The organism is Salmonella enterica subsp. arizonae (assembly GCF_008692845.1).
In the GTDB taxonomy this organism is placed as follows: Bacteria; Pseudomonadota; Gammaproteobacteria; order Enterobacterales; family Enterobacteriaceae; genus Salmonella; species Salmonella arizonae.
In genome coordinates, this window is the sequence record NZ_VXJW01000015.1 from 20,015 (window position 1) to 44,000 (window position 23,986).

The 23,986-nt window shown below is 52.4% G+C and carries 21 protein-coding genes and 1 pseudogene; 16 read left to right on the forward strand and 6 right to left on the reverse strand.

From position 1 onward, the window contains the following. The first annotated feature begins 182 nt into the window (after nucleotides 1–182). The 5 genes from yjbE (at nucleotide 183) to psiE (ending at nucleotide 4,509) form a co-directional block, all read left to right on the forward strand. Nucleotides 183–425, forward strand: coding sequence for an exopolysaccharide production protein YjbE (yjbE, locus tag F4V61_RS19795; RefSeq protein ID WP_141029339.1), 243 nt, complete (start codon nucleotides 183–185; stop codon nucleotides 423–425). Nucleotides 426–488: 63 nt separating this feature from the next. Beyond that, nucleotides 489–1,127 (forward strand): YjbF family lipoprotein, encoded by a 639-nt coding sequence (locus F4V61_RS19800; protein ID WP_079828707.1) that lies wholly within the window; start codon nucleotides 489–491, stop codon nucleotides 1,125–1,127. Next, the gene (locus tag F4V61_RS19805) at nucleotides 1,124–1,861 is read left to right on the forward strand and encodes a capsule biosynthesis GfcC family protein (protein ID WP_079782320.1); all 738 of its coding nucleotides are present in this window, start codon (nucleotides 1,124–1,126) and stop codon (nucleotides 1,859–1,861) included. The genes F4V61_RS19800 and F4V61_RS19805 overlap by 4 nt, the downstream gene beginning before the upstream one ends. After that, a complete protein-coding gene (locus tag F4V61_RS19810) occupies nucleotides 1,861–3,957 on the forward strand; it encodes a YjbH domain-containing protein (RefSeq protein WP_079828706.1) in 2,097 nt (698 codons plus the stop codon). Before F4V61_RS19805 ends, F4V61_RS19810 begins: the two co-directional genes overlap by 1 nt. Nucleotides 3,958–4,098: 141 nt before the next feature. Then, nucleotides 4,099–4,509, forward strand: a complete 411-nt coding sequence (gene psiE / locus F4V61_RS19815; protein WP_000987347.1) for a phosphate-starvation-inducible protein PsiE — start codon at nucleotides 4,099–4,101, stop codon at nucleotides 4,507–4,509. 45 nt (nucleotides 4,510–4,554) lie between these two features. Here the strand turns inward: psiE and xylE are convergent, their stop codons facing one another. The 4 genes from xylE to malE all read right to left on the reverse strand — a co-directional run bounded on the left by xylE (nucleotide 4,555) and on the right by malE (nucleotide 10,199). Continuing rightward, a complete protein-coding gene (gene xylE / locus F4V61_RS19820) occupies nucleotides 4,555–6,030 on the reverse strand; it encodes a D-xylose transporter XylE (protein ID WP_001097248.1) in 1,476 nt (491 codons plus the stop codon). A 342-nt stretch (nucleotides 6,031–6,372) separates the two neighbouring features. Further along, a complete protein-coding gene (gene malG, locus F4V61_RS19825) occupies nucleotides 6,373–7,263 on the reverse strand; it encodes a maltose ABC transporter permease MalG (RefSeq protein ID WP_001252079.1) in 891 nt (296 codons plus the stop codon). Nucleotides 7,264–7,277: 14 nt separating this feature from the next. Beyond that, a complete protein-coding gene (malF, locus tag F4V61_RS19830; protein ID WP_080161170.1) occupies nucleotides 7,278–8,822 on the reverse strand; it encodes a maltose ABC transporter permease MalF in 1,545 nt (514 codons plus the stop codon). 186 nt (nucleotides 8,823–9,008) lie between these two features. After that, nucleotides 9,009–10,199 carry a maltose/maltodextrin ABC transporter substrate-binding protein MalE gene (malE, locus tag F4V61_RS19835; protein ID WP_058818946.1) on the reverse strand — a complete coding sequence of 397 codons (1,191 nt, stop codon included), beginning with the start codon at nucleotides 10,197–10,199 and terminating at the stop codon, nucleotides 9,009–9,011. Between the two features lie 360 nt (nucleotides 10,200–10,559). Here malE and malK point away from each other — a divergent pair, with 360 nt between their 5' ends. The 5 genes from malK (at nucleotide 10,560) to ubiA (ending at nucleotide 15,761) form a co-directional block, all read left to right on the forward strand. Then, nucleotides 10,560–11,669, forward strand: coding sequence for a maltose/maltodextrin ABC transporter ATP-binding protein MalK (gene malK / locus F4V61_RS19840; RefSeq protein ID WP_079782316.1), 1,110 nt, complete (start codon nucleotides 10,560–10,562; stop codon nucleotides 11,667–11,669). A gap of 88 nt (nucleotides 11,670–11,757) precedes the next feature. Beyond that, entirely contained in the window at nucleotides 11,758–13,116 is a 1,359-nt protein-coding gene (locus tag F4V61_RS19845; RefSeq protein WP_080161171.1) for a maltoporin, read from the forward strand. Between the two features lie 163 nt (nucleotides 13,117–13,279). Continuing rightward, nucleotides 13,280–14,197, forward strand: a complete 918-nt coding sequence (gene malM, locus F4V61_RS19850; RefSeq protein ID WP_000782500.1) for a maltose operon protein MalM — start codon at nucleotides 13,280–13,282, stop codon at nucleotides 14,195–14,197. 180 nt (nucleotides 14,198–14,377) lie between these two features. Then, nucleotides 14,378–14,875 carry a chorismate lyase gene (gene ubiC / locus F4V61_RS19855; RefSeq protein WP_000019221.1) on the forward strand — a complete coding sequence of 166 codons (498 nt, stop codon included), beginning with the start codon at nucleotides 14,378–14,380 and terminating at the stop codon, nucleotides 14,873–14,875. A 13-nt stretch (nucleotides 14,876–14,888) separates the two neighbouring features. Beyond that, the gene (ubiA, locus tag F4V61_RS19860; RefSeq protein WP_000455252.1) at nucleotides 14,889–15,761 is read left to right on the forward strand and encodes a 4-hydroxybenzoate octaprenyltransferase; all 873 of its coding nucleotides are present in this window, start codon (nucleotides 14,889–14,891) and stop codon (nucleotides 15,759–15,761) included. A 98-nt stretch (nucleotides 15,762–15,859) separates the two neighbouring features. Here the strand turns inward: ubiA and plsB are convergent, their stop codons facing one another. Further along, on the reverse strand, nucleotides 15,860–18,280 hold the full coding sequence (plsB, locus tag F4V61_RS19865; protein WP_012210697.1) for a glycerol-3-phosphate 1-O-acyltransferase PlsB: 2,421 nt from the start codon (nucleotides 18,278–18,280) through the stop codon (nucleotides 15,860–15,862). A 169-nt stretch (nucleotides 18,281–18,449) separates the two neighbouring features. Between plsB and F4V61_RS19870 the strand changes: the two genes are divergently transcribed. From F4V61_RS19870 to F4V61_RS19885, 5 genes and pseudogenes are all read left to right on the forward strand, one after another. Continuing rightward, complete coding sequence (locus tag F4V61_RS19870) at nucleotides 18,450–18,818, forward strand: diacylglycerol kinase (protein WP_000002902.1); 369 nt, start codon at nucleotides 18,450–18,452, stop codon at nucleotides 18,816–18,818. 108 nt (nucleotides 18,819–18,926) lie between these two features. After that, nucleotides 18,927–19,535 carry a transcriptional repressor LexA gene (lexA, locus tag F4V61_RS19875; RefSeq protein ID WP_000646079.1) on the forward strand — a complete coding sequence of 203 codons (609 nt, stop codon included), beginning with the start codon at nucleotides 18,927–18,929 and terminating at the stop codon, nucleotides 19,533–19,535. Between the two features lie 179 nt (nucleotides 19,536–19,714). Then, nucleotides 19,715–21,040 (forward strand): MATE family efflux transporter DinF, encoded by a 1,326-nt coding sequence (gene dinF / locus F4V61_RS19880; protein WP_058818943.1) that lies wholly within the window; start codon nucleotides 19,715–19,717, stop codon nucleotides 21,038–21,040. Next, a pseudogene (locus tag F4V61_RS22540) lies at nucleotides 21,037–21,150 on the forward strand (hypothetical protein). Before dinF ends, F4V61_RS22540 begins: the two are co-directional and overlap by 4 nt. Nucleotides 21,151–21,171: 21 nt before the next feature. Beyond that, nucleotides 21,172–21,381 carry a CsbD family protein gene (locus tag F4V61_RS19885; RefSeq protein WP_001030592.1) on the forward strand — a complete coding sequence of 70 codons (210 nt, stop codon included), beginning with the start codon at nucleotides 21,172–21,174 and terminating at the stop codon, nucleotides 21,379–21,381. A 97-nt stretch (nucleotides 21,382–21,478) separates the two neighbouring features. Here the strand turns inward: F4V61_RS19885 and zur are convergent, their stop codons facing one another. Then, a complete protein-coding gene (zur, locus tag F4V61_RS19890; protein WP_000416273.1) occupies nucleotides 21,479–21,994 on the reverse strand; it encodes a zinc uptake transcriptional repressor Zur in 516 nt (171 codons plus the stop codon). Nucleotides 21,995–22,240: 246 nt separating this feature from the next. On the opposite strand from zur, the gene F4V61_RS19895 reads away from it, so the two are divergent. Continuing rightward, a complete protein-coding gene (locus tag F4V61_RS19895; protein ID WP_001038784.1) occupies nucleotides 22,241–23,551 on the forward strand; it encodes a conjugal transfer protein TraF in 1,311 nt (436 codons plus the stop codon). The last annotated feature ends 435 nt before the right edge of the window (nucleotides 23,552–23,986 follow it).

Consider the following 23,986-nt stretch of genomic DNA (forward strand, 5'->3'; position numbering starts at 1 on the left):
TTATTGATTTTTATTTAATTATTTATTAAATAAAATATGTATTATTCCTTTAAAGTTTAATTATCCTAAAACATCGCTGTTATTTCTCCCTGACGCAATCCGCCAGCTTTGGTTGTGTATACTCGGTAGCGCCCGAAATTCTTTTGGGTAAATCTCCATTCATTCAATGAAGGGAAATTATGATGAAAAAAGTACTGTATGGCATTTTTGCCATAACCGCGCTTGCGGCGACATCTGTCTCGGCGACCCCTGTTCAGGTGGGTGAAGCGGCAGGGGCGGCAGCGACGTCGGTATCGGCGGGAAGCTCCTCCGCCACCCGCGTTAGCACCGTAAGTTCGGCGGTGGGCGTCGCGTTAGCGGCTACCGGCGGCGGCGATGGTTCTAATACCGGAACCACGACCACCACGACCACCAGTACCCAGTAGTATCGGTACGTTTAACCATAACCACACTCCGGTGTGGTTATTTTGCCTCTCTGGAGAAGCGTCGTGAAGCGACCCGCACTTATCCTGATTTGCCTGCTATTACAGGCGTGTTCGGCCACCACTAAAGGCTTGGGCAATTCACTGTGGGACAGTTTGTTTGGTACGTCGGGCGTGCAGCTAACGGATGACGATATTCAAAACATGCCTTATGCCAGCCAGTACATGCAGCTTAATGGCGGTCCTCAACTGTTTGTGGCGCTCGCTTTTTCGGAAAACGGGCAGCAGAAATGGGTGACGCAGGATGGCGCAACGATCGTGACGCAGCATGGCCGTCTGGTCAAAACTCAGCTCGGCGGCGACAACCTGATCGATGTGAATAATCTGGCGGCTGACCCACTGGCGAAACCAGGACAGATTGTTGATGGCGTGACCTGGACCCGCACCCTGGGCTGGACCGAACATCGCCAGGTACGTTATGCCGCCGCCCGTTCCATCTTTACCTGGCAAGGAACCGATAGCGTTAGCGTCGGTAGCGAGGATACCGCCGTTCGGGTATTGGATGAAGAGGTGATGACCGATCAAACGCGCTGGCGTAACCGCTACTGGGTTGATAGCGAAGGCCAAATTCGCCAGTCGGAGCAGTATCTGGGCGCGAATTACTTTCCGGTGAAAACCACGTTGATTAAGGCGGCAAAATTATGATGAAAAGGACGATAAGCGCGCTGGCGCTGGTCTTTGTCGCGTCATCCGCCTTTGCCAGCGGCACTGTTACGGTTTTTATCAAAGGTCATAACGAGCCTAAGACGCTGACGGATGCCGGGCGTCTGCTCGATTTAGTCGGACAGCCGCGCTTGGCGACGAGCTGGTGGCCTGCGGCGGTGATAGGTGAAGAAAAGGCGACCGCTACGGCGCGTCAGCAGCAACAGGAACTCCTCGGGCGACTGGCGGCGCTCAGCACTGAGGAAAATGGCGATGCTGCTGCTGCGATAAACGCGCTGCGCCGGCAGATTCAGGCGGTGAAGGTGACGGGAAGACAATTCGTGAATCTTGATCCTGACGTTGTTCGCGTGAGCGAACGCGGCAATCCGCCGCTGCAAGGAAATTACACGCTTTGGGTCGGACCGCAACCCACGCAGATTACGCTCTTCGGTTTGATTAGTCGACCGGGCAGCCAGCCGTTTATCCCTGGACGGGATGTTGCCAGCTATCTCGATGGTCAACGCTTACTCAGCGGCGCGGATCGTAGCTATGCCTGGGTGGTTTACCCTGACGGACGCAGCCAAAAAGCGCCGGTGGCTTACTGGAATAAGCGTCATATCGAGCCGATGCCCGGCAGCATCATTTTTGTCGGCTTTGCCAGTTCCCGCTGGCGCGGTACGCCGGAGGCGATAAATGCCGACACTCTTCATACCCTGACGCAGCGGATACCGGAATAATGAAAAAAACACATTTGCTCAGCGTGCTGGCGCTGGGCATTAGCGCGGCCTGCCATGCCGAAACATATCCGGCCCCCATTGGGCCTTCACAATCTGACTTTGGCGGCGTGGGCTTGCTGCAAACGCCGACAGCGCGTATGGCACGTGAAGGAGAGATGAGCCTGAACTATCGCGATAACGATCAGTACCGCTACTACTCTGCTTCTGTTCAGCTTTTCCCGTGGCTGGAAACCACGTTGCGCTATACCGATGTCCGCACGAAAAAGTACAGCAGCGTGGAATCATTCTCCGGCGACCAGACTTACAAGGATAAAGCGTTTGATGTGAAATTGCGGTTGTGGGAAGAGAGTTACTGGATGCCGCAGGTGGCGGTTGGCGCGCGCGATATCGGCGGGACGGGGTTGTTCGATGCGGAATATATTGTGGCGAGTAAGGCCTGGGGACCGTTTGATTTTTCATTAGGTCTCGGCTGGGGCTATCTTGGCGCCAGCGGCAATGTGTCTAATCCTTTCTGTTCGTATAGTGATAAATTCTGTTCACGCGATAACAGCTATAAAGAGGCGGGTTCCGTCCACGGTAGCGATATGTTCCACGGTCCAGCTTCGCTATTTGGCGGCGTGGAATACCAAACCCCGTGGCAACCGCTACGCCTGAAGCTGGAGTATGAAGGCAATAACTATCAGCATGATTTTGCGGGTAAACTAGAACAGAAGAGCAAGTTTAATGTCGGCGCCCTTTACCGCGTCACCGATTGGGCCGACGTTAACCTCAGCTACGAGCGTGGCAACACTGTCATGTTTGGCGTCACGCTACGTACCAATTTCAACGACTTACGCCCCTCGTATAATGATAATTCACGCCCGCAATACCGACCGCAGCCGCAGGATGCCATCCTGCAACATTCGGTAGTGGCTAATCAACTGACACTATTGAAATATAATGCCGGTCTGGCGGACCCAAAAATTCAGGTCAAAGGCGATACGCTGTACGTTACCGGCGAACAGGTGAAGTATCGTGACGCCCGTGAAGGGATCGTGCGCGCTAACCGGATCGTCATGAACGATCTGCCGGAGGGGATCCGCACGATCCGCGTGACGGAAAACCGCCTTAACCTGCCGCAGGTCACCACCGAAACCAATGTCGCCAGCCTGAAACGCCATCTGGAAGGCGAACCGCTGGGACATGAAACGCCGCTGGCGCAAAAACGTGTGGAGCCGATCGTGCCAGAGAGCACCGAGCAGGGCTGGTATATCGACAAATCACGCCTTGATTTTCATCTCGATCCCGTGCTGAGCCAGTCGGTAGGTGGCCCGGAAAACTTCTATATGTATCAGTTGGGCGTGATGGGAACGGCGGATCTGTGGGTTACGGATCACCTGCTCACCACGGGCAGCGTGTTTGCCAATATCGCCAACAACTACGACAAATTTAACTACACTAACCCGCCGAAGGATTCGCATCTGCCGCGGGTGCGTACGCATGTTCGCGAGTATGTGCAGAATGATGTCTATGTGAATAACCTACAGGCCAACTACTTCCAGTATTTTGGCAATGGTTTCTATGGGCAGGTCTACGGCGGTTATCTGGAGACTATGTTTGGCGGTGCCGGGGCGGAAGTACTGTATCGCCCGGTGGACAGCAATTGGGCGTTTGGTCTGGATGCCAACTATGTGAAACAGCGTGACTGGCGTAGCGCGCAGGATATGATGAAGTTCACCGATTACAGCGTGAAGACCGGACATTTGACCGCATACTGGACGCCGTCGTTCGCCCAGGATGTGCTGGTGAAAGCCAGCGTAGGTCAGTATCTGGCGGGCGATAAAGGCGGTACGCTGGAGATTGCCAAACGCTTCGATAGCGGCGTCGTTGTCGGCGGTTACGCGACAATTACCGACGCATCGCCGGATGAATATGGGGAAGGAGATTTTACCAAAGGCGTATACATCTCCGTGCCGCTGGATCTCTTCTCGTCCGGCCCAACCCGTAGCCGCGCGGCAATTGGCTGGACGCCGCTGACGCGTGATGGTGGTCAACAGCTTGGCCGTAAGTTTGGCCTGTATGATATGACCAGCGACCGGAACGTGAATTTCCGTTAATATTCAGGCCGGATAAGGCGTTCGCGGCGCTGTCCGGCAAATCATCTTATTGAATAAAATTTAAACATAAATAAAAAATATAGATGTTCGTCACATTTTTGCGTTATACAGAAGCCTCGCTACAGAGAAAGAGGGGCTGTTATGATGTCATTATCGCGCTCACATCTTGAGCTCATCGCCACTATTTTACAAAACGTACTGAATTTGGGGCTGCTTACCCTCGGCCTGATCCTGGTCCTTTTTCTCGGTAAAGAGACAGTGCATCTGGCGGATGCGTTATTCGTGCCTGAGCAAGCCAGTAAATATGAACTGGTGGAAGGGCTGGTGATCTACTTTCTTTATTTCGAATTTATTGCGCTGATTGTGAAGTACTTTAAGTCTGGCTTTCACTTTCCGTTGCGCTATTTTGTGTACATTGGGATCACGGCGATAGTGCGCCTGATCATTGTCGATCATAAAACGCCAATGGATGTATTACTCTATTCGGCGGCGATCCTATTGCTGGTTATCACTTTGTGGTTATGTAATTCGAACCGACTAAGGCGAGAATAGGCGTCGCCACACCGTAACGGACGTACGGCGTGGCGATAAATCAGCTTATTGTATGGCGGCTTTCGGCGCTTTCTCTTCTGCTGGCGTCCATAATTCCTCAAGTTCTTCCAGCGTTTTGCCTTTGGTCTCCGGTACAAACTTCCACATGAATACCGCCGCCAGAACGCCCATCACACCGTAGATCCAGTAGGAAAAACCGTTGTGGAAATGAGCGACCAGCCACGAGTTTTTATCCATCATTGGGAAGGTCCAGGAGACGAAGTAGTTCGCCAACCACTGCGCGGCGACAGCAATGGCGAGCGCTTTGCCGCGAATGGCATTGGGGAAGATTTCTGCCAGCAATACCCAGCAGACCGGTCCCCAGGACATAGCGAATGCGGCGACGTAGAACAGCATCGATAGCAGCGCCACGATGCCCGGCGCCTGAGTGTAAAAGGCGGTGCCGAGGCTAAACATCCCTAAAGCCATCCCCAACGCGCCGATAATTTGCAGCGGCTTGCGGCCAAATTTATCTACCGTCATGATGGCCAGAACGGTAAAGCTCAGGTTAATAACGCCGACAATGATTGTTTGTAGCAGCGCGACATCGGTACTGGCGCCCAGAGTTTTAAAGACCTCCGGCGCGTAATACAGTACCACGTTAATCCCAACAAATTGCTGAAAGACAGACAGCATGACGCCAATCGCAATCACACCTGCGCCAAACATCAGCAGGCGTCCGCCCGTTTTGCGACCATGTTGCAGCGACAGGTTAATCTCCTGCACCGCCAGCGCGGCCAGCGATGTCCCCATAATTTTGCGCAGAATATTTTCCGCCTGGTCATTTCTGCCGCGCGCCATCAGCCAGCGCGGGCTTTCCGGTACGGTATACAGCAGCAGTAAAAAGAGCAGCGCCGGAATACATTCAGAGGCAAACATATATCGCCAGCCATTTGAATTCAGCCAAGTGGCGTCGCCGGATTTGGCAATAAAATAGTTCACGCAGTAAACCAGTAGTTGTCCAAAAATAATGGCGAACTGGTTAAATGAGACCAGTTTGCCACGAATATGGGCAGGGGCCAGTTCGGCAATATACATCGGTGACAGCATTGAGGCTAAGCCGACGCCAATCCCACCAATAATGCGATAAATGACAAATTCCGGGACGTATCCAGCTAAATAAACCGGTACGGCGTTGTCGGGATTAATGGTGGTAAACCCTAATTCCGGCCAGGCAGAACCTACGCCGGAAATAAAAAACAACAGGGCAGCGATTTTTAAAGAATCTCGACGACCAAAACGGTTACTACAGTAGCCGCCAATCGCGCCGCCGATGATACAGCCAATCAGTGCGCTGGCAACACAAAAGCCTAACAGCGAGTTGGCGGCGGATTCACTTAACTGCTGCGGAGCGACAAAAACAGTGTTTAATGACTCGACGGTACCGGAAATAACAGCGGTATCATAGCCGAATAATAACCCTCCTAATGTTGCGACTAAGGTAATCGAAAAAATATAGCGGGAATTATATTGGGTATTCATCCAGACCTGCCTTAGATGATGCAGCCATTTTGTCAGTGTGGATGATGGTGGTTTTAACCGGTAGGGAAGACAATTATCATTTTTTACATTACCATTACGTTATATCTTTTCTGTGATCTTAATTCTGTTTAATGTGTCGAAAATGAATTTGGTAATATATTTTCCGTGATAAGAAGCACAAAAGAAAATAATCATAACGGCATTACCAAATAACATAAAACCATCCGCTGCTTGTGAAGCATAAAAAAGGCGCTCCGAAGAGCGCCGAAATACGACCATAAGTGGGGATAACATAAGTTGAGGACAGTGGCATTGCCCGTTTCCGGGCTGGTATAACAAAGGTTAGCCTTTTACACCCCCTGCCGTCAGGCCGTTGACCAGCCAGCGCTGCGCCAACAGGAACACCAGGGTGATAGGAATAGCGGAAAGTACGGCGGCGGCGGCAAAATCGCCCCACAAATAGTTTTGCGGGTTGAGATATTGCTGCATACCCACGGCCAGCGTATAGCTGTCTACATCGCGCAGTAACAACGACGCGACCGGAACTTCGGTAATCGCCGCGATAAACGACAGAATAAACACCACCGCCAGAATCGGTACGGAAAGCGGCAACAACACCAAGCGGAATGCCTGCCATGGCGTTGCGCCATCCAGCGCCGCGGCTTCTTCCAGCGAGCCGTCGATAGTTTCGAAGTAGCCTTTAATCGTCCAGACATGCAGCGCGATGCCCCCAAGATAGGCGAAGATCACGCCGCCATGCGTATTCAGACCGATAAATGGAATGTATTGTCCCAGTCGGTCGAATAACGCATACAGCGCCACCAGAGACAATACCGCCGGAAACATCTGGAAAATCAGCATCCCTTTGAGCAACGTCGCTTTACCTGGAAAACGCATCCGTGCGAAAGCGTAGGCGCAGGTGGTGGAGAGCGCCACAATGCCGATGGCGGTAATACCGGCGATTTTGACGGAGTTCCACAGCCACAGCAGTACCGGGAAGGGAGGCGGCGTTACCCGACCATCCGCATGTTCCACGCTGAAACCCAGCGCCAGCCGCCAGTGCTCCCAGGATATTTTATCTGGGATCAGGCTCCCGGTGGCGAAGTTTCCTTCACGTAGTGAGATGGCGATGACCATCAGCAGTGGGAACATAATCGCCGCGATGAAAATCAGTAGCCCCAGATGTGTGATGAAGAGACGTAATTTTTGAGATTTGGGTTGGACCATAGCCATTGTTGTTATCTCCCTTAATCAAACTTCATACGCGTGGCTTTCAGGTTCACTATTGCCAGCGCGCCTACCAGCAGGAAGATCAGCGTGGCAATCGCCGCCGCCAGACCAAAGTCCTGACCACCGCCGCCTTCAAAGGCGATACGGTAGGTATAGCTGACGAGCAGATCGGTATAACCGGCTGGCGTGGTGGTGCCGAGACGGTCTGGCCCGCCGTTGGTCAATAGTTGAATCAGTACGAAATTATTAAAGTTAAAGGCGAAGCTGGCTATCATCAGCGGCGTCAGCGGTTTAATCAGCAGCGGTAAGGTGATTTTAAAGAAGTTCTGGAACGGACCGGCGCCATCCATTGCCGAGGCTTCGTACAGGTCGTCCGGGATCGCTTTTAGCAACCCCATGCACAGAATCATCATGTAGGGATAGCCCAGCCAGGTATTCACGATAATCACCATTGCCCGCGCGGTGTTGGGGTCGCTGAACCAGGCGGGTTTAATGCCGAACAGCGCGCCCAGCATCATATTGATTTCGCCAAAGCTTTGGTTGAATAATCCTTTGAAGATCAAAATTGAAATAAAAGAGGGAACGGCGTAGGGCAGAATCAGCAGTACGCGGTAGATAGCTTTACCTTTCAGCGCTTCCCACTGCACGAGGCAGGCCAATACCATCCCAACTGCCACAGTTAGCGCTACAGTGAGAACCGAGAAGACCACGGTCCAGACGAAAATAGCGAAAAAGGGCTTCTGGATCCCGTCGTCGGTAAAGACACGCGTAAAGTTTTTTGCGCCGATAGTGACGGTATAGCCGGGACTGAGTTTTTCATCCCCCCAGCTTCCGTCAGCGTTGATCGACTGATAATAACCGATATCGTTATTTGGCCGGTATTTTACGCCGCTCTGGTTATTGGTGAGCAGGCCGTCATCAGCCAGTGTGTACAATGGGCGGGTGCCGGAAAACTGACGCAGTGAGCTCATAATCACTTTACTTTCATCCGGCAAGACGGCGGTTATCTGATTCAGCGCCAGACGGTTTTGAGTGATTATCCGCAGATTAGCGCGTTCGCTGCCCGGCAGGGTATCAGTCTCTTTTAGCTGTAGTTTTTGTTCGCCGCCGAAGGAAAACGCGTCGGAGAGGTAATTTTTGCCCGTCTCGCCGTCGGTGAGGGCCAGTTGCCACTCATCGCCTGCCGGGTAAAGACCGAAGTTATAGGTTTTGCCTGCCTGATAAGAACGATCCATCAGCACTTGCTGGGCGCGTTCAAAGGTGAGTTGGTTGGTGTTGCTGTAGTTGGTAAAGGCGATGGCGATGGTACAAACCAGCGGGAATAGCACAAACAGCCCCATTCCGGCGAGGCCAGGGTATACGTAGCGCCAGGCGTAGGTTTTACGATTCGCGAAAATATACAGGCCAGCAGAGCTTAAAATCAGCGTCATGATGGCGAACAGATACTCCCCTTGTACGTACATTAAAACTACAAGGTAACCCACCAGCAGGCCTAGAAAACCAATCACTGACCATTTGAGTCGGTCGCTTTGCCGCCAATGTTTCTTTTTAATGACATCCATGGGGATCTTCCTCTTTACGCTTTATCCTTCGCACTACCTCTTTGTTGGCTGCGGAAGCTCACCCCAGTCACTTACTTATGTAAGCTCCTGGGGATTTGCCTCCTTGCCGCCTCGATGTAGCGCGAATGATTTCGCGTAACAACGTATTCAATAAACCTGATTCCCTAAAAAATAAGGGAAACCGTATTACTTGGTGATACGACCTTGTGCATCTTTCAGCGCGGCATCCACGGTCTGACGGCCGCTAGCGGCGTTGATTACAGCCGTTCGTACCGCATACCAGAAGGCGGACATCTGCGGAATATTCGGCATGATCTCGCCTTTCTGGGCGTTATCCATGGTGGCGGCGATACGCGGGTCTTTCGCTAACTGCTCCTGGAAGGATTTCAGCGCCACGGCGCCCAGCGGTTTATCTTTGTTCACTGCCTCCAGGCCCTGGTCGGTCAGCAGGTAGTTTTCGAGGAACTCTTTCGCCAGCTCTTTATTCGGGCTGGCGGCGTTAACCCCGGCGCTCAGCACGCCCACAAACGGTTTCGAGGATTTTCCTTTGAAGGTCGGCAGCAGGGTGACACCGTAGTTTACTTTGCTCTTGTCGATGTTTGACCACGCCCACGGGCCGTTGATGGTCATTGCCGTTTCGCCTTTATTGAAGGCCGCTTCGGCGATGGAGTAATCGGTATCGGCGCTCATGTTTTTGTTCTTGATCATATCGATCAGGAACGTCAGACCCGCTCTCGCGCCAGCGTTGTCGACGCCAACGTCTTTCACGTCATACTTGCCGTTTTCAAATTTGAACGCGTAACCGCCGTCGGCAGCGATCAGAGGCCAGGTGAAATACGGTTCTTGCAGGTTGAACATTAGCGCCGATTTCCCTTTCGCTTTCAGCTCCTTATCCAGTGCCGGGATCTCTTCCCAGGTTTTCGGCGGGTTCGGAACGAGGTCTTTGTTATAAATCAGGGAGAGGGCTTCAACGGCGATGGGGTAGGCGATCAGCTTGCCGTTATAGCGTACCGCATCCCAGGTGAACGGATAGAGTTTGTCCTGAAACGCTTTATCCGGAGTGACCTCCGCCAGCAGACCAGACTGCGCGTAGCCGCCAAAACGGTCGTGCGCCCAGAAGATAATGTCAGGACCGTCGCCGGTGGCTGCCACCTGCGGGAATTTCTCTTCCAGCTTATCCGGGTGCTCAACGGTCACTTTAATGCCTGTGTCTTGCTCAAATTTTTTACCGACCTCGGCCAGACCGTTATAGCCCTTGTCGCCGTTGATCCAGATAACCAGTTTACCTTCTTCAATTTTGGCGAGAGCCGGAGCGGAAATCATCATCGTCGTGAGTGCGGATAATGCGAGGATGCCTACGCCAGTTTTAATCTTCATATCTCCCATCCTTTTTGGTGATTTACACAGAGGTGGTTTAACGGTCTCTAGTTTCTTTATACGACAACCTCTTTCCATCCTCCCCGCCCCTACGCCCCACCCTCGCTTTATGTGATCTGTGTTACATAAATGTGAGTAATGCGTGTTGGCGCACATAAAAACACGCCGATTTTTGCGGACGGCATCACGAAATTCCTTTTCTGTCCGAGCCCGTGGTCTCAGGCGCGGCGCACTCATCCTCCCGCCTCCTCCCCCATAAAAAAGCCGGGGGTGGAGGATTTACGCCAGCCAGGGATCGCGCATAGTCAGGCCATCATGAATGTTGCTGTCAATGACAGGTTGTAACGAAGGGAGAAGGGCATGGCGAGCGTGCAACTACGAAATGTAACGAAAGCCTGGGGTGACGTGGTGGTATCGAAAGATATCAACCTCGATATCCATGATGGGGAATTCGTGGTGTTTGTGGGACCGTCAGGCTGTGGTAAATCGACCTTACTGCGCATGATCGCCGGGCTTGAAACCATTACTCACGGAGATCTGTTTATCGGGGAAACCCGTATGAATGATATTCCGCCTGCTGAGCGCGGCGTGGGCATGGTGTTCCAGTCTTATGCGCTCTATCCCCATCTCTCCGTTGCAGAAAACATGTCTTTCGGCCTCAAGCTGGCGGGCGCCAAAAAAGAGGTGATGAATCAACGCGTCAACCAGGTGGCGGAAGTGCTGCAACTGGCGCATCTGCTGGAGCGTAAGCCAAAGGCGCTTTCCGGCGGTCAGCGTCAGCGCGTGGCGATTGGCCGCACGCTGGTGGCTGAGCCGCGCGTGTTCCTGCTGGACGAACCGCTTTCTAACCTGGACGCCGCGCTGCGCGTGCAGATGCGCATTGAAATATCTCGCCTGCATAAACGTCTGGGCCGCACGATGATTTACGTCACCCACGATCAGGTCGAGGCGATGACGCTGGCCGACAAAATCGTGGTGCTGGACGCCGGTCGCGTCGCGCAGATCGGTAAGCCGTTGGAGTTGTACCACTATCCGGCGGACCGCTTTGTCGCGGGCTTTATCGGTTCGCCGAAGATGAACTTCCTGCCGGTGAAAGTGACCGCTACCGCGATTGAACAGGTCCAGGTCGAACTGCCGAATCGTCAGCAAATCTGGTTGCCCGTCGAAAGTCGCGGCGTGCAGGTTGGCGCCAATATGTCTTTAGGCATTCGTCCGGAACACCTGCTGCCGAGCGATATCGCCGATGTCACCCTGGCAGGCGAAGTCCAGGTGGTCGAGCAGTTAGGGCACGAAACACAAATTCATATCCAGATCCCCGCCATCCGTCAAAACCTGGTTTATCGCCAGAATGACGTGGTGTTGGTAGAAGAGGGCGCGACATTCGCTATCGGCCTGCCGCCAGAGCGCTGTCATCTGTTCCGCGAGGATGGCAGCGCATGTCGTCGTCTGCATCAAGAGCCGGGTGTTTAAGGCCTCCATAAAAAAACGAAACGCAAAACCATTCGCAGTTTTAGAAGGTGGCAGCGTTTAAAGAAAAGCAATGATCTCAGGAGATAGAATGATGATTACTCTGCGCAAACTCCCTCTGGCGGTTGCTGTCGCTGCGGGCGTCATGTCCGCTCAGGCAATGGCTGTCGATTTCCACGGTTACGCCCGTTCCGGTATTGGCTGGACGGGAGGCGGCGGCGAACAACAGTGTTTTCAGGTGACCGGTGCCCAAAGTAAATACCGTCTCGGTAACGAATGTGAAACCTATGCGGAACTGAAACTGGGCCAGGAAGTATGGAAAGAGGGCGACAAGAGCTTCTATTTCGACACCAACGTCGCCTATTCGGTTAACCAGCAGAACGACTGGGAATCGACCGATCCTGCCTTCCGCGAAGCGAACGTGCAGGGGAAAAACCTGATTGAATGGCTGCCTGGCTCCACCATCTGGGCCGGTAAGCGCTTCTATCAGCGTCATGACGTACACATGATCGACTTCTACTACTGGGATATTTCTGGTCCTGGCGCGGGTATCGAAAATATCGATCTGGGCTTCGGTAAGCTTTCACTGGCGGCGACCCGCTCTACTGAAGCGGGCGGCTCTTATACCTTCAGCAGCCAGAATATTTATGATCAAGTGAAAGATACTGCTAACGACGTCTTTGATGTCCGTCTGGCTGGTCTGCAAACGAACCCTGACGGCGTACTGGAGTTGGGTGTTGATTACGGTCGCGCCAATACGACCGATGGTTATAAGCTGGCGGATGGGGCATCGAAAGACGGCTGGATGTTCACCGCAGAACACACGCAAAGCATGTTGAAAGGCTATAACAAGTTTGTCGTGCAATATGCCATCGATGCCATGACCACGCAGGGTAAAGGTCAGGCTCGCGGTTCCGACGGTTCTTCATCTTTCACCGAAGTATTGCCTGATGGAACCAAAATTAATTACGCCAATAAGGTCATCAATAATAATGGCGATATGTGGCGTATTTTAGATCATGGCGCCATCTCGCTTGGTGACAAATGGGATTTGATGTATGTCGGTATGTACCAGAATATCGATTGGGATAATAACCTGGGTACCGAGTGGTGGACTGTGGGCGTACGTCCAATGTACAAGTGGACGCCAATCATGAGTACCCTGCTGGAAGTCGGCTACGATAACGTGAAATCTCAGCAGACCGGCGATCGTAACAATCAATATAAAATCACCCTGGCGCAACAGTGGCAGGCGGGCGACAGCATTTGGTCGCGTCCGGCTATCCGTATTTTCGCCACCTACGCGAAATGGGATGAGAAGTGGGGCTATATCAAAGACGGCGATAACATTTCCCGTTATGCCGCAGCGGCTAACTCCGGTATTTCCACCAATAGCCGTGGCGACAGCGATGAGTGGACCTTCGGCGCCCAGATGGAAATCTGGTGGTAATACGGCGGTCATCTGGCGTAACGAGGCGCGCAAGCTCCTCTGAAACGTAAGGTCTGATGATGCTTGTAAGCCGGATCAGGCGCCAGCCGCCATCCGGCGATATGTTTGGGTTGGCGCGCTATTGCCTGGCTATCGCTGAACCCGCCTTATTGAGGTGAGAATAATGAAAATGAAGAAAAGTCTCGTCGCCCTCTGTTTAACCGCAGGGCTATTCGCCAGCGTGCCGGGTATCAGCCTGGCGGAAGTGAACTATGTACCGCAAAATACCAGCGCCGCGCCCGCTATTCCTGCTGCCGCGCTACAGCAATTAACCTGGACGCCTGTAGACCAGTCAAAAACGCAGTCTACCCAACTGGCGACTGGCGGTCAGCGCCTTGAAGTTGCCGGCATTACCGGCCCGGTCGCCGCTTATAGCGTTCCGGCGAATATCGGCGAGCTGACATTAACTCTGACCAGCGAGGTCAATAAGCAAGCCAGCGTTTTTGCGCCAAACGTGTTGATTCTTGACCAAAATATGACGCCTTCGGCGTTCTTCCCCAGCAGTTATTTTACTTATCAGCAGCCGGGCGTCATGAGCGCAGATCGGCTGGAAGGCGTGATGCGCCTGACGCCTGCGTTGGGGCAGCAGAAACTCTATGTTCTGGTGTTTACGACCGAAAAAGATCTTCAGCAAACCACCACGCTGCTCGATCCGGCAAAAGCCTATGCCAAAGGCGTCGGTAACTCTATCCCGGATATTCCCGATCCGGTTGCTCGCCATACCACTGACGGCGTGGTGAAACTGAAGGTGAAAACCAACAGCAGCTCCAGCGTATTGGTCGGGCCGCTGTTTGGCTCGTCCGGTACCGGGCCGGTAACGGTAGGCAATACCGCCGCGCCGGTCGCTGCGCCTGCGCCAGTCGCGCCGAAGAAAAGCGAACCGATGTTGAACGATACGGAAAGCTACTTTAATAAAGCGATTAAGGATGCTGTAGCGAAAGGCGACGTCGATAAAGCGTTGAAACTGCTTGATGAGGCGGAACGTCTGGGATCGACATCTGCCCGTTCCACCTTTATCAGCAGTGTAAAAGGCAAGGGGTAACTGTTTCCCCACATTGCTGATTTTGCAACAACTGGTGCGTCTCCTGGCGCACCTTTTTTTATCATTTCATGCGAATTGTTATTTTTTTGTTGCGCAACAGATCACTTAATTGTGATTGCGCCCCCCGTAATGCCTTTTCTGAGATACAATGACTTTAGGTTATGAATCGGAGAGTAAGGCATGTCACACCCTGCGTTAACGCAACTACGTGCGCTGCGCTATTTTGATGCGATTCCTGCGCTTGAGCCCCATTTACGGGACTGGTTATTGCTGGAAGATTCCATGACCAAACGTTTTGAGCAGCAGGGAAAGCGGGTAAGCGTAACGTTGATTCGGGAGGCATTTGTCGGCCAAAGCGAGGTCGAGGAAGCGTCAGGTTTACTGCCATCCGAAGCCCGCTACTGGTTACGTGAGATACTCCTTTGCGCTGACGGCGAACCCTGGCTTGCCGGACGTACCGTGGTACCGGAATCTACGCTGTGCGGACCTGAACAGGTCTTACAACATCTGGGTAGAACCCCGCTTGGACGTTATCTATTTACATCATCGACACTGACCCGCGATTTTATTGAAATTGGACGCGATGCAACCCTGTGGGGACGCCGCTCTCGCCTGCGGTTAAGCGGAAAACCGCTGTTGCTCACCGAGCTTTTTTTACCTGCATCGCCGCTGTACTAAGAGGAAGATAAAGATGGAGTGGAGTCTGACGCAGAGTAAGCTGCTGGCGTTTCACCGTTTGATGCGTACAGATAAGCCTATTGGCGCGTTGCTGCTGCTCTGGCCGACGCTTTGGGCGCTATGGGTGGCGACGCCGGGTATGCCTCAGCTATGGATTTTGGCGGTTTTTGTCGCTGGCGTGTGGTTAATGCGCGCGGCGGGCTGCGTGGTAAATGATTATGCCGATCGCAAATTTGACGGACATGTAAAACGTACGGTCAACCGGCCTTTACCCAGCGGCGCCGTGACAGAGAAAGAAGCGCGCAACCTGTTTGTGGTGCTGGTGTTGCTGGCGTTTCTGCTGGTGATGACGTTGAACGTCATGACGATCCTGCTTTCCGTGGCGGCGCTGGCGCTTGCCTGGGTTTATCCCTTTATGAAACGCTATACCCACCTGCCGCAGGTAGTGTTGGGTGCCGCTTTTGGCTGGTCAATTCCCATGGCGTTCGCTGCGGTGAGCGAATCCCTGCCACTAAGCTGCTGGCTGATGTTCCTCGCCAATATTCTCTGGGCGGTGGCTTACGACACGCAATATGCGATGGTCGACAGAGATGACGATATCAAGATAGGCATTAAATCGACCGCGATTTTGTTTGGTCGTTATGACAAATTGATTATCGGGATTCTGCAGCTTGGCGTAATGGCGTTAATGGCGCTGATCGGCTGGTTGAATGGTCTGGGGGGGGGATATTACTGGGCTGTGCTGGTGGCGGGCGCGCTGTTTGCGTACCAGCAAAAACTAATCGCCAACCGTGAGCGTGAAGCCTGCTTTAAAGCTTTTATGAATAATAACTACGTTGGCCTGGTGCTATTTTTAGGCCTGGCGATGAGTTACTGGCACTTCTGATGTCATGCCGGGCGGACCCGGCCTACAAAGCCAAAATTTTCAATACGTCATATCAGTCGCCCGATAAGCTTACGCCATCGGGCATTTCAGGCACTGGCTTACTCGCCCTGCGTCGCGCTTTCAATCGTCAGACGGACATCAGAGGTAATCAGATCGGCAAGCATCTGATATATCTTCATCGTTTCTGCCGGTTCGGCATCGCCCGTATCACTGATATAACCCTCATCCCGTAGCGTCAACACGAGTGAACTGAACACCGCTTTGTCGAAAAACTCCGGCGCGTTAATACCGTGCAGGACAGACAGACGTTGCGCCACGGTACGGCTTTCTTTCTCCAGCGTACTGCGGTTGATGGACGGATTGGCGCTCAACAGCCAGAACGTAATGGCATAACGCTGTAGCGTTTCGCGCGCGCCTGCCGCCAGCAGTTGCAGCGTACGGGAATGCGCCGGGTTGATATGCAGTTCGTTATCCTGCAGGGTAATTAGCCCCTGACGCTGCATTTCACTGGCCAGCGCGTCAATGACCGAGGCTAACTCCTCGCGCTCCCAGCGCAGGAACAGCTCCGCTTTTAACATCGGATAGAGCGCTTCAACATGCTGCTGCAAGGCATCACGCGAAATGCGGCGATGTTGGGTGATAATCGCCGCCATCAGCGAAGGCATAATCAGCATATGCGCGATATTGTTGCGATAGTAGGTCATCAACACCGCCTGCTCGCGCGGCAGAATGATGATATCGCCAATGGTGTCTTTCTCGGCCTCAAACTTATTCATCTGCAGCGCGTGATCGATGAGTTCGCCAGCGCTGGCGGCAGGAACGGTTGAGTCCGTGGAATAAGGCACGTTGCGCATTAGATCGAGATAACAATCAAGTTGCTCGGTGAGCTGTTCGCGGGTAAGCGAGCGCTGACGCGATGCCAATAGCGCGGTACAACATAGGTTCATAGCGTTTGCCGCGCCAGCGTTGTTAATACGCACCATCAGATCGGCGGCGATACTATTGACCGTCGGCGTCAGCCAGGCCGGGCGTATTGCCTCTATTGGGTCGATAGATTCGCGCCACTCCGGCACATGCTGGTTCAGATACGTCATAAGCGGCATAGGTTCGCCAAAGTTAACGTAGCCCTGACCCAGATTGCGCAGCTTGCTCAGACCACGCAACATCTGCGGCAGACTCTCTTTCTCTTTTGTCGCGCCGCGCAGTTCTTTCGCATAGGTTCCCACTTCCATGACGTGCTCATAGCCGATGTAAATAGGCACTAACGTAATCGGGCGGGTACCGCCGCGCAGCATAGCCTGGATGGTCATCGACAGCGTGCCGGTTTTCGGATCTAACAAACGTCCGGTACGCGAACGCCCCCCTTCGACAAAATATTCTACGGAGTAGCCGCGGCTGAACAGCTCGCCCAGATATTCGCGAAAGACGGTGGAATAGAGTTTGTTGCCCTTAAAGGTGCGACGAATAAAGAACGCGCCCAGACGGCGGAAAATCGGGCCGGCGGGCCAAAAGTTAAGGTTGATACCGGCGGCAATGTGCGGCGGTACCAGTCCCTGATGGTACAGCACATAAGAAAGGAGCAAATAGTCCATATGGCTGCGGTGACAGGGCACATAGACAATTTCATGCCCGTCGTGCGCCAGTTGGCGTACGCGCTCGGCGTTATGGACGTTAATCCCCTGGTAAAGTCGGTTCCAGGTAAAACCCAGAATCCTATCGGTCAAACGAATCATCTCGTAAGAGAAGTTCGCCGCGATCTCTTCCATCAACGCAATGGCGTTTTGCTGCGCTTTTTCATGAGAGATTTTCTTACTGCGCGCTTCGTCTTCTACCGCGCGGGCGATAGCTTTCGAAGCCAGCAGTTTATTAAACAGATCCTGACGAGCGGGCAGGCGCGGGCCAACTGCCGCCAGCCGCTGGCGAGCAAAATGCATGCGCGCCACGCGCGCCAGTTTCTGCGCGATAATTTTATCGGTGCCGTGTTCATCAGCCATGCGACGCAACGAGACGGAAGGCGAGAATCGGACAAAGCTATCGCGACCCAGCCAGGAGATGGCAAAAAATTTCTGTACGCCGTTCAACATACGTAAAGGCGGATTCACTTCTCCCTTTTCACGACCCGGCGCGCGGCCAAACATCACGGAAACGGGCACCATCTGTACATCCAAAGCCGGATTGCCACGGTGCAGATCGAGATAATCGTGAAAAAGTTTAACCGACTCTTCTTTTGGGGTGTAATACGTAAAGACGCGCGGCCCGCCGTGAATAAATACATAGCGCGGCAGCAGCGCGCCGTCGATTTCCAGCGGCTCCAGCGGATCCGGGAGATCGTGCGCCAGACATTGAGCGCGCAACGTCAGTAAGTCTGCTTTTGAGTTGTATGGCAAGACATACATAATGGGACGAGAAGTATCGAGTCCCAATTCCTGAGCGGGTTCCGCCGGAATAGACTTGCTTTTTACCAGTATGCTTAGTGGTAAATTCAGTAATTTGTAGTAAATTCGTGGCCAGCCGGACATAAACGATGTAAAGCCTCTGGTTAACAATGCAAATGCGCTGCAAGGATATCAGAAAGTTTAGCGAATTTCTGTTGTATCCCGTCATACTTCGCGCTGCGTTACGGCAGCCCGAATCGTAGGGGCAACCGTATAATGCCATTGACGTTAATAATGTAAAAAGGTTCTTTTGATGGCCAATAATACCACTGGATTCACCAGAATTATCAAAGCGGCAGGGTATTCCTGGAAAGGATTTCGCGCCGCATGGACTCATGAAGCCGCGTTTCGCCAGGAAAGCCTTGCGGTATTGCTGGGCGTCATTATCGCCTGCTGGCTGGATGTGGATGCGATTACCCGTGTGTTATTGATAGGTTCCGTTTTACTTATCATGATCGTTGAAATCCTCAACAGCGCTATTGAAGCGGTCGTTGACCGAATCGGTTCTGAATATCATGAGCTTTCCGGCCGCGCGAAAGATATGGGCTCGGCTGCGGTGCTGCTATCTATTTTCGTTGCCCTGATGACTTGGGGAATCCTGTTATGGTCACATTTTCGATAAGGGTTCCAAATTTTATAATTCTCTTGTTTTTTGCGCTGTTTGTGGTTCCAAAATCACCTTTAACTGTATATACTCACAGCATGACTGTATATACACCCAGGGGGCGGAATGAAAGCGTTAACGGCCAGGCAACAAGAGGTGTTTGATCTCATTCGGGATCACATCAGCCAGACAGGTATGCCACCGACGCGTGCGGAAATCGCGCAGCGTTTGGGGTTCCGTTCCCCAAACGCGGCGGAAGAACACCTTAAAGCGCTGGCGCGCAAAGGGGTGCTTGAAATTGTTTCCGGCGCATCGCGAGGGATCCGTTTGTTACAGGAAGAAGAGGACGGATTACCGCTTGTCGGGCGTGTCGCGGCGGGTGAACCGCTACTGGCGCAGCAGCATATTGAAGGCCATTACCAGGTCGATCCTTCTCTGTTCAAACCCAGCGCCGATTTCCTGCTGCGCGTGAGCGGTATGTCGATGAAAGACATCGGTATTATGGATGGGGATTTGCTGGCAGTACATAAAACGCAGGATGTCCGCAACGGCCAGGTGGTTGTTGCTCGCATCGACGATGAAGTGACAGTAAAACGCCTGAAAAAACAGGGCAATAAAGTGGAACTGTTGCCGGAAAACAGCGAGTTTACACCGATAGTGGTGGATCTGCGCGAGCAAAGCTTTACGATTGAAGGGCTGGCGGTAGGCGTCATTCGCAACGGGGAATGGCTGTAATCTCTTATTAATCTCCTTGTACGCCGCTATCCGGCAGTCTTGTAGCCTGATGGCGCTGCGCTTATCAGGCCTACGGGAAATGCAGTTCCTGAGATGATTAATTTGTAGGCCGGATAAGGCGTTACACCGCCATCCGGCAATGCGCATGTTTCTTTTAACCTCTTGTCAGGCTTGTCTCCATGCCGTTTTTTACTTCCTCTGATAAAGCTCTCTGGCGTCTCGCGCTGCCGATGATTTTTTCTAACATCACCGTTCCCTTGCTGGGGCTGGTCGATACGGCGGTGATTGGTCATCTGGACAGCCCGGTTTACTTGGGCGGCGTAGCGGTGGGAGCGACTGCGACCAGCTTTCTTTTCATGCTGTTGCTATTTTTACGTATGAGCACCACCGGGCTAACGGCTCAGGCATTTGGCGCTAAAAATCCGCGGGCGCTGGCACGGGCGCTCGTTCAGCCGTTGTTGCTGGCGCTGGGCGCTGGCATGATGATTGCGCTATTTCGCACGCCGCTTATCGAACTGGCTTTACATATAGTCGGCGGGAACGACGCTGTCCTGGTACAGGCGAGGCGCTTCCTTGAAATTCGTTGGCTAAGCGCTCCTGCGTCACTGGCGAATCTGGTGCTGCTCGGTTGGCTGCTAGGCGTCCAGTACGCGCGGGCGCCCGTTATCTTGTTGGTCGTTGGCAATATCCTCAATATTGCGCTCGACCTGTGTCTGGTGATGGGACTTCATATGAACGTACAGGGCGCCGCCCTGGCGACGGTTATCGCCGAATATGCCACATTACTGATCGGCTTAATAATGGTGCGTAGAGTCCTCCATCTCCGCGGCGTGTCGCTGGATATGCTAAAACAGGCCTGGCGTGGCAACGTACGCCGTCTTTTGGCGCTCAACCGCGATATTATGTTGCGCTCATTGCTTCTTCAGCTTTGTTTTGGCGCGATCACGGTGTTGGGCGCGCGGCTGGGCAGCGATATTATCGCGGTGAATGCGGTACTGATGACCTTACTCACCTTTACGGCCTATGCGTTGGATGGCTTTGCTTATGCGGTGGAAGCGCACTCCGGTCAGGCTTACGGTGCGCGTGACGGTAGCAAGCTACTGGAGGTCTGGCGAGCGGCGTGTCGGCAGTCAGGAATAGTGGCCCTGCTATTTTCCACGGTCTATGCCCTGGCAGGCGGACATATTGTCGCGTTACTGACTTCGTTGCCGCAAATACAGCTACTGGCTGATCGGTATCTTATCTGGCAGGTGATACTACCGCTGGTGGGCGTATGGTGCTATCTGCTCGACGGCATGTTTATTGGCGCGACGCGAGCCGCTGAAATGCGCAATAGCATGGCGGTCGCTGCGGGGGGATTTGCGCTGACGCTACTCGCCTTGCCGTTATCAGGAAATCATGTTTTATGGCTGGCATTAACCGTTTTTCTGGCGCTTCGCGGTCTGTCATTGGCCTTTATCTGGCGTCGTCACTGGCGCGATGGTACATGGTTTGCCAAATCGTGACGGTTAAAAATTCTGAATATAAAACCGAAGGCCGAATTCCTGCCTACAATTAATATCACGTCCAGCAGAAATTGCAGTACATTTGGGCGAATAACACTTGCTATTCCTAACCGAATGATGAGGACAAGGTGATGAATAAAGACGAAGCCGGCGGTAACTGGAAACAGTTTAAAGGTAAAATGAAAGAACAATGGGGCAAACTGACCGATGACGATATGACCGTTATCGAAGGTAAACGCGACCAGTTGGTAGGTAAAATACAGGAGCGTTACGGTTACCAGAAAGATCAGGCGGAAAAAGAGGTTGTTGACTGGGAAACCCGTAACAACTATCGATGGTAATAAGTTCTCCCCACCAAGAGTACAAGGATGTGCTTCCCACTGTTTGCTTATGAAAATGGGCGGCACCCTCGCTATCGTCGCCCATTTTTCGCTCTGGCTAACGCGGTTTTTTCTTAACCAAAACCGAGTGATCGTGTCCGCACTCCCCCGGATAGCGACATGCTTCCACCTCTACGCATTCAGGGCACAGTCCGTGCGCCTCAATAACGTTATGTCGTAGCGCAAAACCCATCTTAGCCGCCAGCGTATGCATGATGTCTTCCACGCCTTCGGCGCACTCTTCCTTCACTACGCCGCAACGGTCGCAGATAAACATGGCCGAGCTATGCGTTGGCTGGTCGAACAGGTGGCAGACCACGTAACTATTGGTGGATTCCACTTTATGGACAAAACCCTGTTCGAGCAAAAAATCCAGCGCGCGGTAGATGGTAGGCGGTTTGGCCTGTGGTTCCGTTTCGCGCAGCAAATCAAGCAGATCGTATGCGCTGATCGCGCCCTGCTGCAGGCTCATCAGGCGCAGCACTTCGAGGCGCTGGGGCGTCAGGCGCACGTTGCGCTGCGCACAGAGTTTTTCAGCTTGCGCCAGTAACTCTTGCGTTGTGGTCTTTTCCATGTGGCACCTCGAATGGCGTGAAAGTTTAATCTGCTACTTTATCACGAGCTGCTTAAAACTCTGAAATTACCCCGGGACAATATATCGCCTGCTAAGCTTTTCCCGGCAAGTATTCTCATCTATACATAATGAGGGTCGATATTATAACAACAGGCCTTAACATAGCTATTTCACAGCAATAGTTCGCCTCTGCCCTGCAATGTATGGCGGAGGGATTACTTCACCTGATAATAAGATGGGTTAACTGTGAACAAAAACATTAAACTTTCACTAATTGCTATCGCGGTCTCGTTTTGTATGGCAAAGCAGGCGAGCGCCGCCAATACCTGGGCAGAAGCGCGTAATGATGCGATGGGCGGGACGGGCGTAGCGTCGGCGCATTATGGCAGCGGGGTGCTGTTAAACCCGGCATTACTGGCAAAAGCCAAACCGGAAGACACTATCACCGTTGTTCTTCCCGCGGTCGGCGTCCAAATCACGGATAAAGACAATCTGCAGGATGAAATTGATGATATCAGCGATAAAGTTGATTACTACGATGAGGTGGTCGATAACCTTACGCTGGGGCAAATTTTGCTCAATCCGCGAGGTGTGCTGAATCAATTTCAGGGCGCCGCGCGCGATCTGGCCGATGAACTGGAATATCTCAACGGAAAAACCGCCCGCGCCAATGCCGGCGCCGGGTTGGCGGTAAGTATTCCAGGACAAACGCTTTCTGTTGCATTTATCGCAAAAGGTTATGCGCACGGACGCGTGAGTTCGTCCATTGATCAGAACGATATTCAGTATCTGCGCGATATCCAGCATCATGACAGTATCGCGCTTCGTGAAGCGGGACGCGCTGCATTGCTGGGGTCGGATGAAATTACAAAGCATTTAAACTCTACCGCGTCGGGGCGGGTGGCGATTGTATCTGACTATGGTATTGCGCTGGCGAAGCGGTTTGTGGTGGGCGACGTGCCGGTTTCCATTGGCGTTACGCCAAAACTGCAAAAAACCTGGCTTTATAACTACACCACATCAATTTATAACTACGATAGCAGCGATTGGAATAGCAGCCGTTATCGTAACGACGATACCGGCTTTAACGTAGATGCGGGAGTTGCTGCCGATGTCGGTAAAAACTGGACTCTGGGTCTGAGCGGGCAAAACCTGGTGTCTCGCGATATTGATACGAAAGATATTTTCATCACCAATGGTATGACGAGAGAAACCACCAACTACAAAGATACGTACCAAATCCGCCCCCTGGTCACTGCGGGCGTCGCATGGCACAACGATTTGCTGACCGTAAGCGCCGATGGCGATCTGACGGAAACGAAAGGCTTTAAGAGCGAAGACAATTCACAGTACGTTGGCGTTGGCACTGAAGTCCGGCCGTTATCATGGCTGGCGGCGCGCGTAGGGTATCGTGCGGATGTGAAAAACAACGATAGCAATGTGTTTACCGGCGGTCTTGGCTTTGCGCCCTTTAACCGCGTGCATCTCGATTTAATGGGACTGTACGGCGAAGATGAAACCTGGGGGGCAGGCGCGCAGCTTACGATGACATTCTGAGGCGTTTTCACCGGAGGTACTACGCCTCCGGTTTAGCGTTATGCTATAGTGACGCCTCTTTTTTAACCTGATTTCTTTATTCGCCATGCGGCTACTGTATTTATTAAGACTATTTTCTTCAACATGACGAATATGTAGCACAATTCTATCTTATAAAATAAGAAACACATCTTGCATAGTATGAGCAGGTGAATAGTTAACATTATCTCCTTGTTATTCAGGTTGTGCTATCTGGTAAATTTAATTCTTTATAATTTAACGGGTTATACCATATTATACTTGAATGATTTTCTTATTGTATAAAAATGCCCGCTTACCACGCTCCTCCCAGTATCAACAGATTATAAAAATAGTATAAGTTTCGATATATTTTTTTCAAAGTTAGGGGGCTTACACAAAAGAGTTGTAAAATAACCATTACAGTACAATTTTGCA

What these genes read in the sequence shown, in the direction of transcription:
- lexA (WP_000646079.1), top strand. Translation starts at nt 18,927, where the DNA reads ATGAAAGCGTTAACGGCCAGGCAACAAGAGGTGTTTGATCTCATTCGG.
- F4V61_RS19810 (WP_079828706.1), top strand. Translation starts at nt 1,861, where the DNA reads ATGAAAAAAACACATTTGCTCAGCGTGCTGGCGCTGGGCATTAGCGCG.
- plsB (WP_012210697.1), bottom strand. Translation starts at nt 18,280, where the DNA reads ATGTCCGGCTGGCCACGAATTTACTACAAATTACTGAATTTACCACTA.
- ubiA (WP_000455252.1), top strand. Translation starts at nt 14,889, where the DNA reads ATGGAGTGGAGTCTGACGCAGAGTAAGCTGCTGGCGTTTCACCGTTTG.
- psiE (WP_000987347.1), top strand. Translation starts at nt 4,099, where the DNA reads ATGATGTCATTATCGCGCTCACATCTTGAGCTCATCGCCACTATTTTA.
- malK (WP_079782316.1), top strand. Translation starts at nt 10,560, where the DNA reads ATGGCGAGCGTGCAACTACGAAATGTAACGAAAGCCTGGGGTGACGTG.
- malE (WP_058818946.1), bottom strand. Translation starts at nt 10,199, where the DNA reads ATGAAGATTAAAACTGGCGTAGGCATCCTCGCATTATCCGCACTCACG.
- F4V61_RS19845 (WP_080161171.1), top strand. Translation starts at nt 11,758, where the DNA reads ATGATGATTACTCTGCGCAAACTCCCTCTGGCGGTTGCTGTCGCTGCG.
- yjbE (WP_141029339.1), top strand. Translation starts at nt 183, where the DNA reads ATGAAAAAAGTACTGTATGGCATTTTTGCCATAACCGCGCTTGCGGCG.
- malM (WP_000782500.1), top strand. Translation starts at nt 13,280, where the DNA reads ATGAAAATGAAGAAAAGTCTCGTCGCCCTCTGTTTAACCGCAGGGCTA.
- zur (WP_000416273.1), bottom strand. Translation starts at nt 21,994, where the DNA reads ATGGAAAAGACCACAACGCAAGAGTTACTGGCGCAAGCTGAAAAACTC.
- malG (WP_001252079.1), bottom strand. Translation starts at nt 7,263, where the DNA reads ATGGCTATGGTCCAACCCAAATCTCAAAAATTACGTCTCTTCATCACA.
- malF (WP_080161170.1), bottom strand. Translation starts at nt 8,822, where the DNA reads ATGGATGTCATTAAAAAGAAACATTGGCGGCAAAGCGACCGACTCAAA.
- F4V61_RS19805 (WP_079782320.1), top strand. Translation starts at nt 1,124, where the DNA reads ATGATGAAAAGGACGATAAGCGCGCTGGCGCTGGTCTTTGTCGCGTCA.
- F4V61_RS19885 (WP_001030592.1), top strand. Translation starts at nt 21,172, where the DNA reads ATGAATAAAGACGAAGCCGGCGGTAACTGGAAACAGTTTAAAGGTAAA.
- ubiC (WP_000019221.1), top strand. Translation starts at nt 14,378, where the DNA reads ATGTCACACCCTGCGTTAACGCAACTACGTGCGCTGCGCTATTTTGAT.
- dinF (WP_058818943.1), top strand. Translation starts at nt 19,715, where the DNA reads ATGCCGTTTTTTACTTCCTCTGATAAAGCTCTCTGGCGTCTCGCGCTG.
- F4V61_RS19870 (WP_000002902.1), top strand. Translation starts at nt 18,450, where the DNA reads ATGGCCAATAATACCACTGGATTCACCAGAATTATCAAAGCGGCAGGG.
- xylE (WP_001097248.1), bottom strand. Translation starts at nt 6,030, where the DNA reads ATGAATACCCAATATAATTCCCGCTATATTTTTTCGATTACCTTAGTC.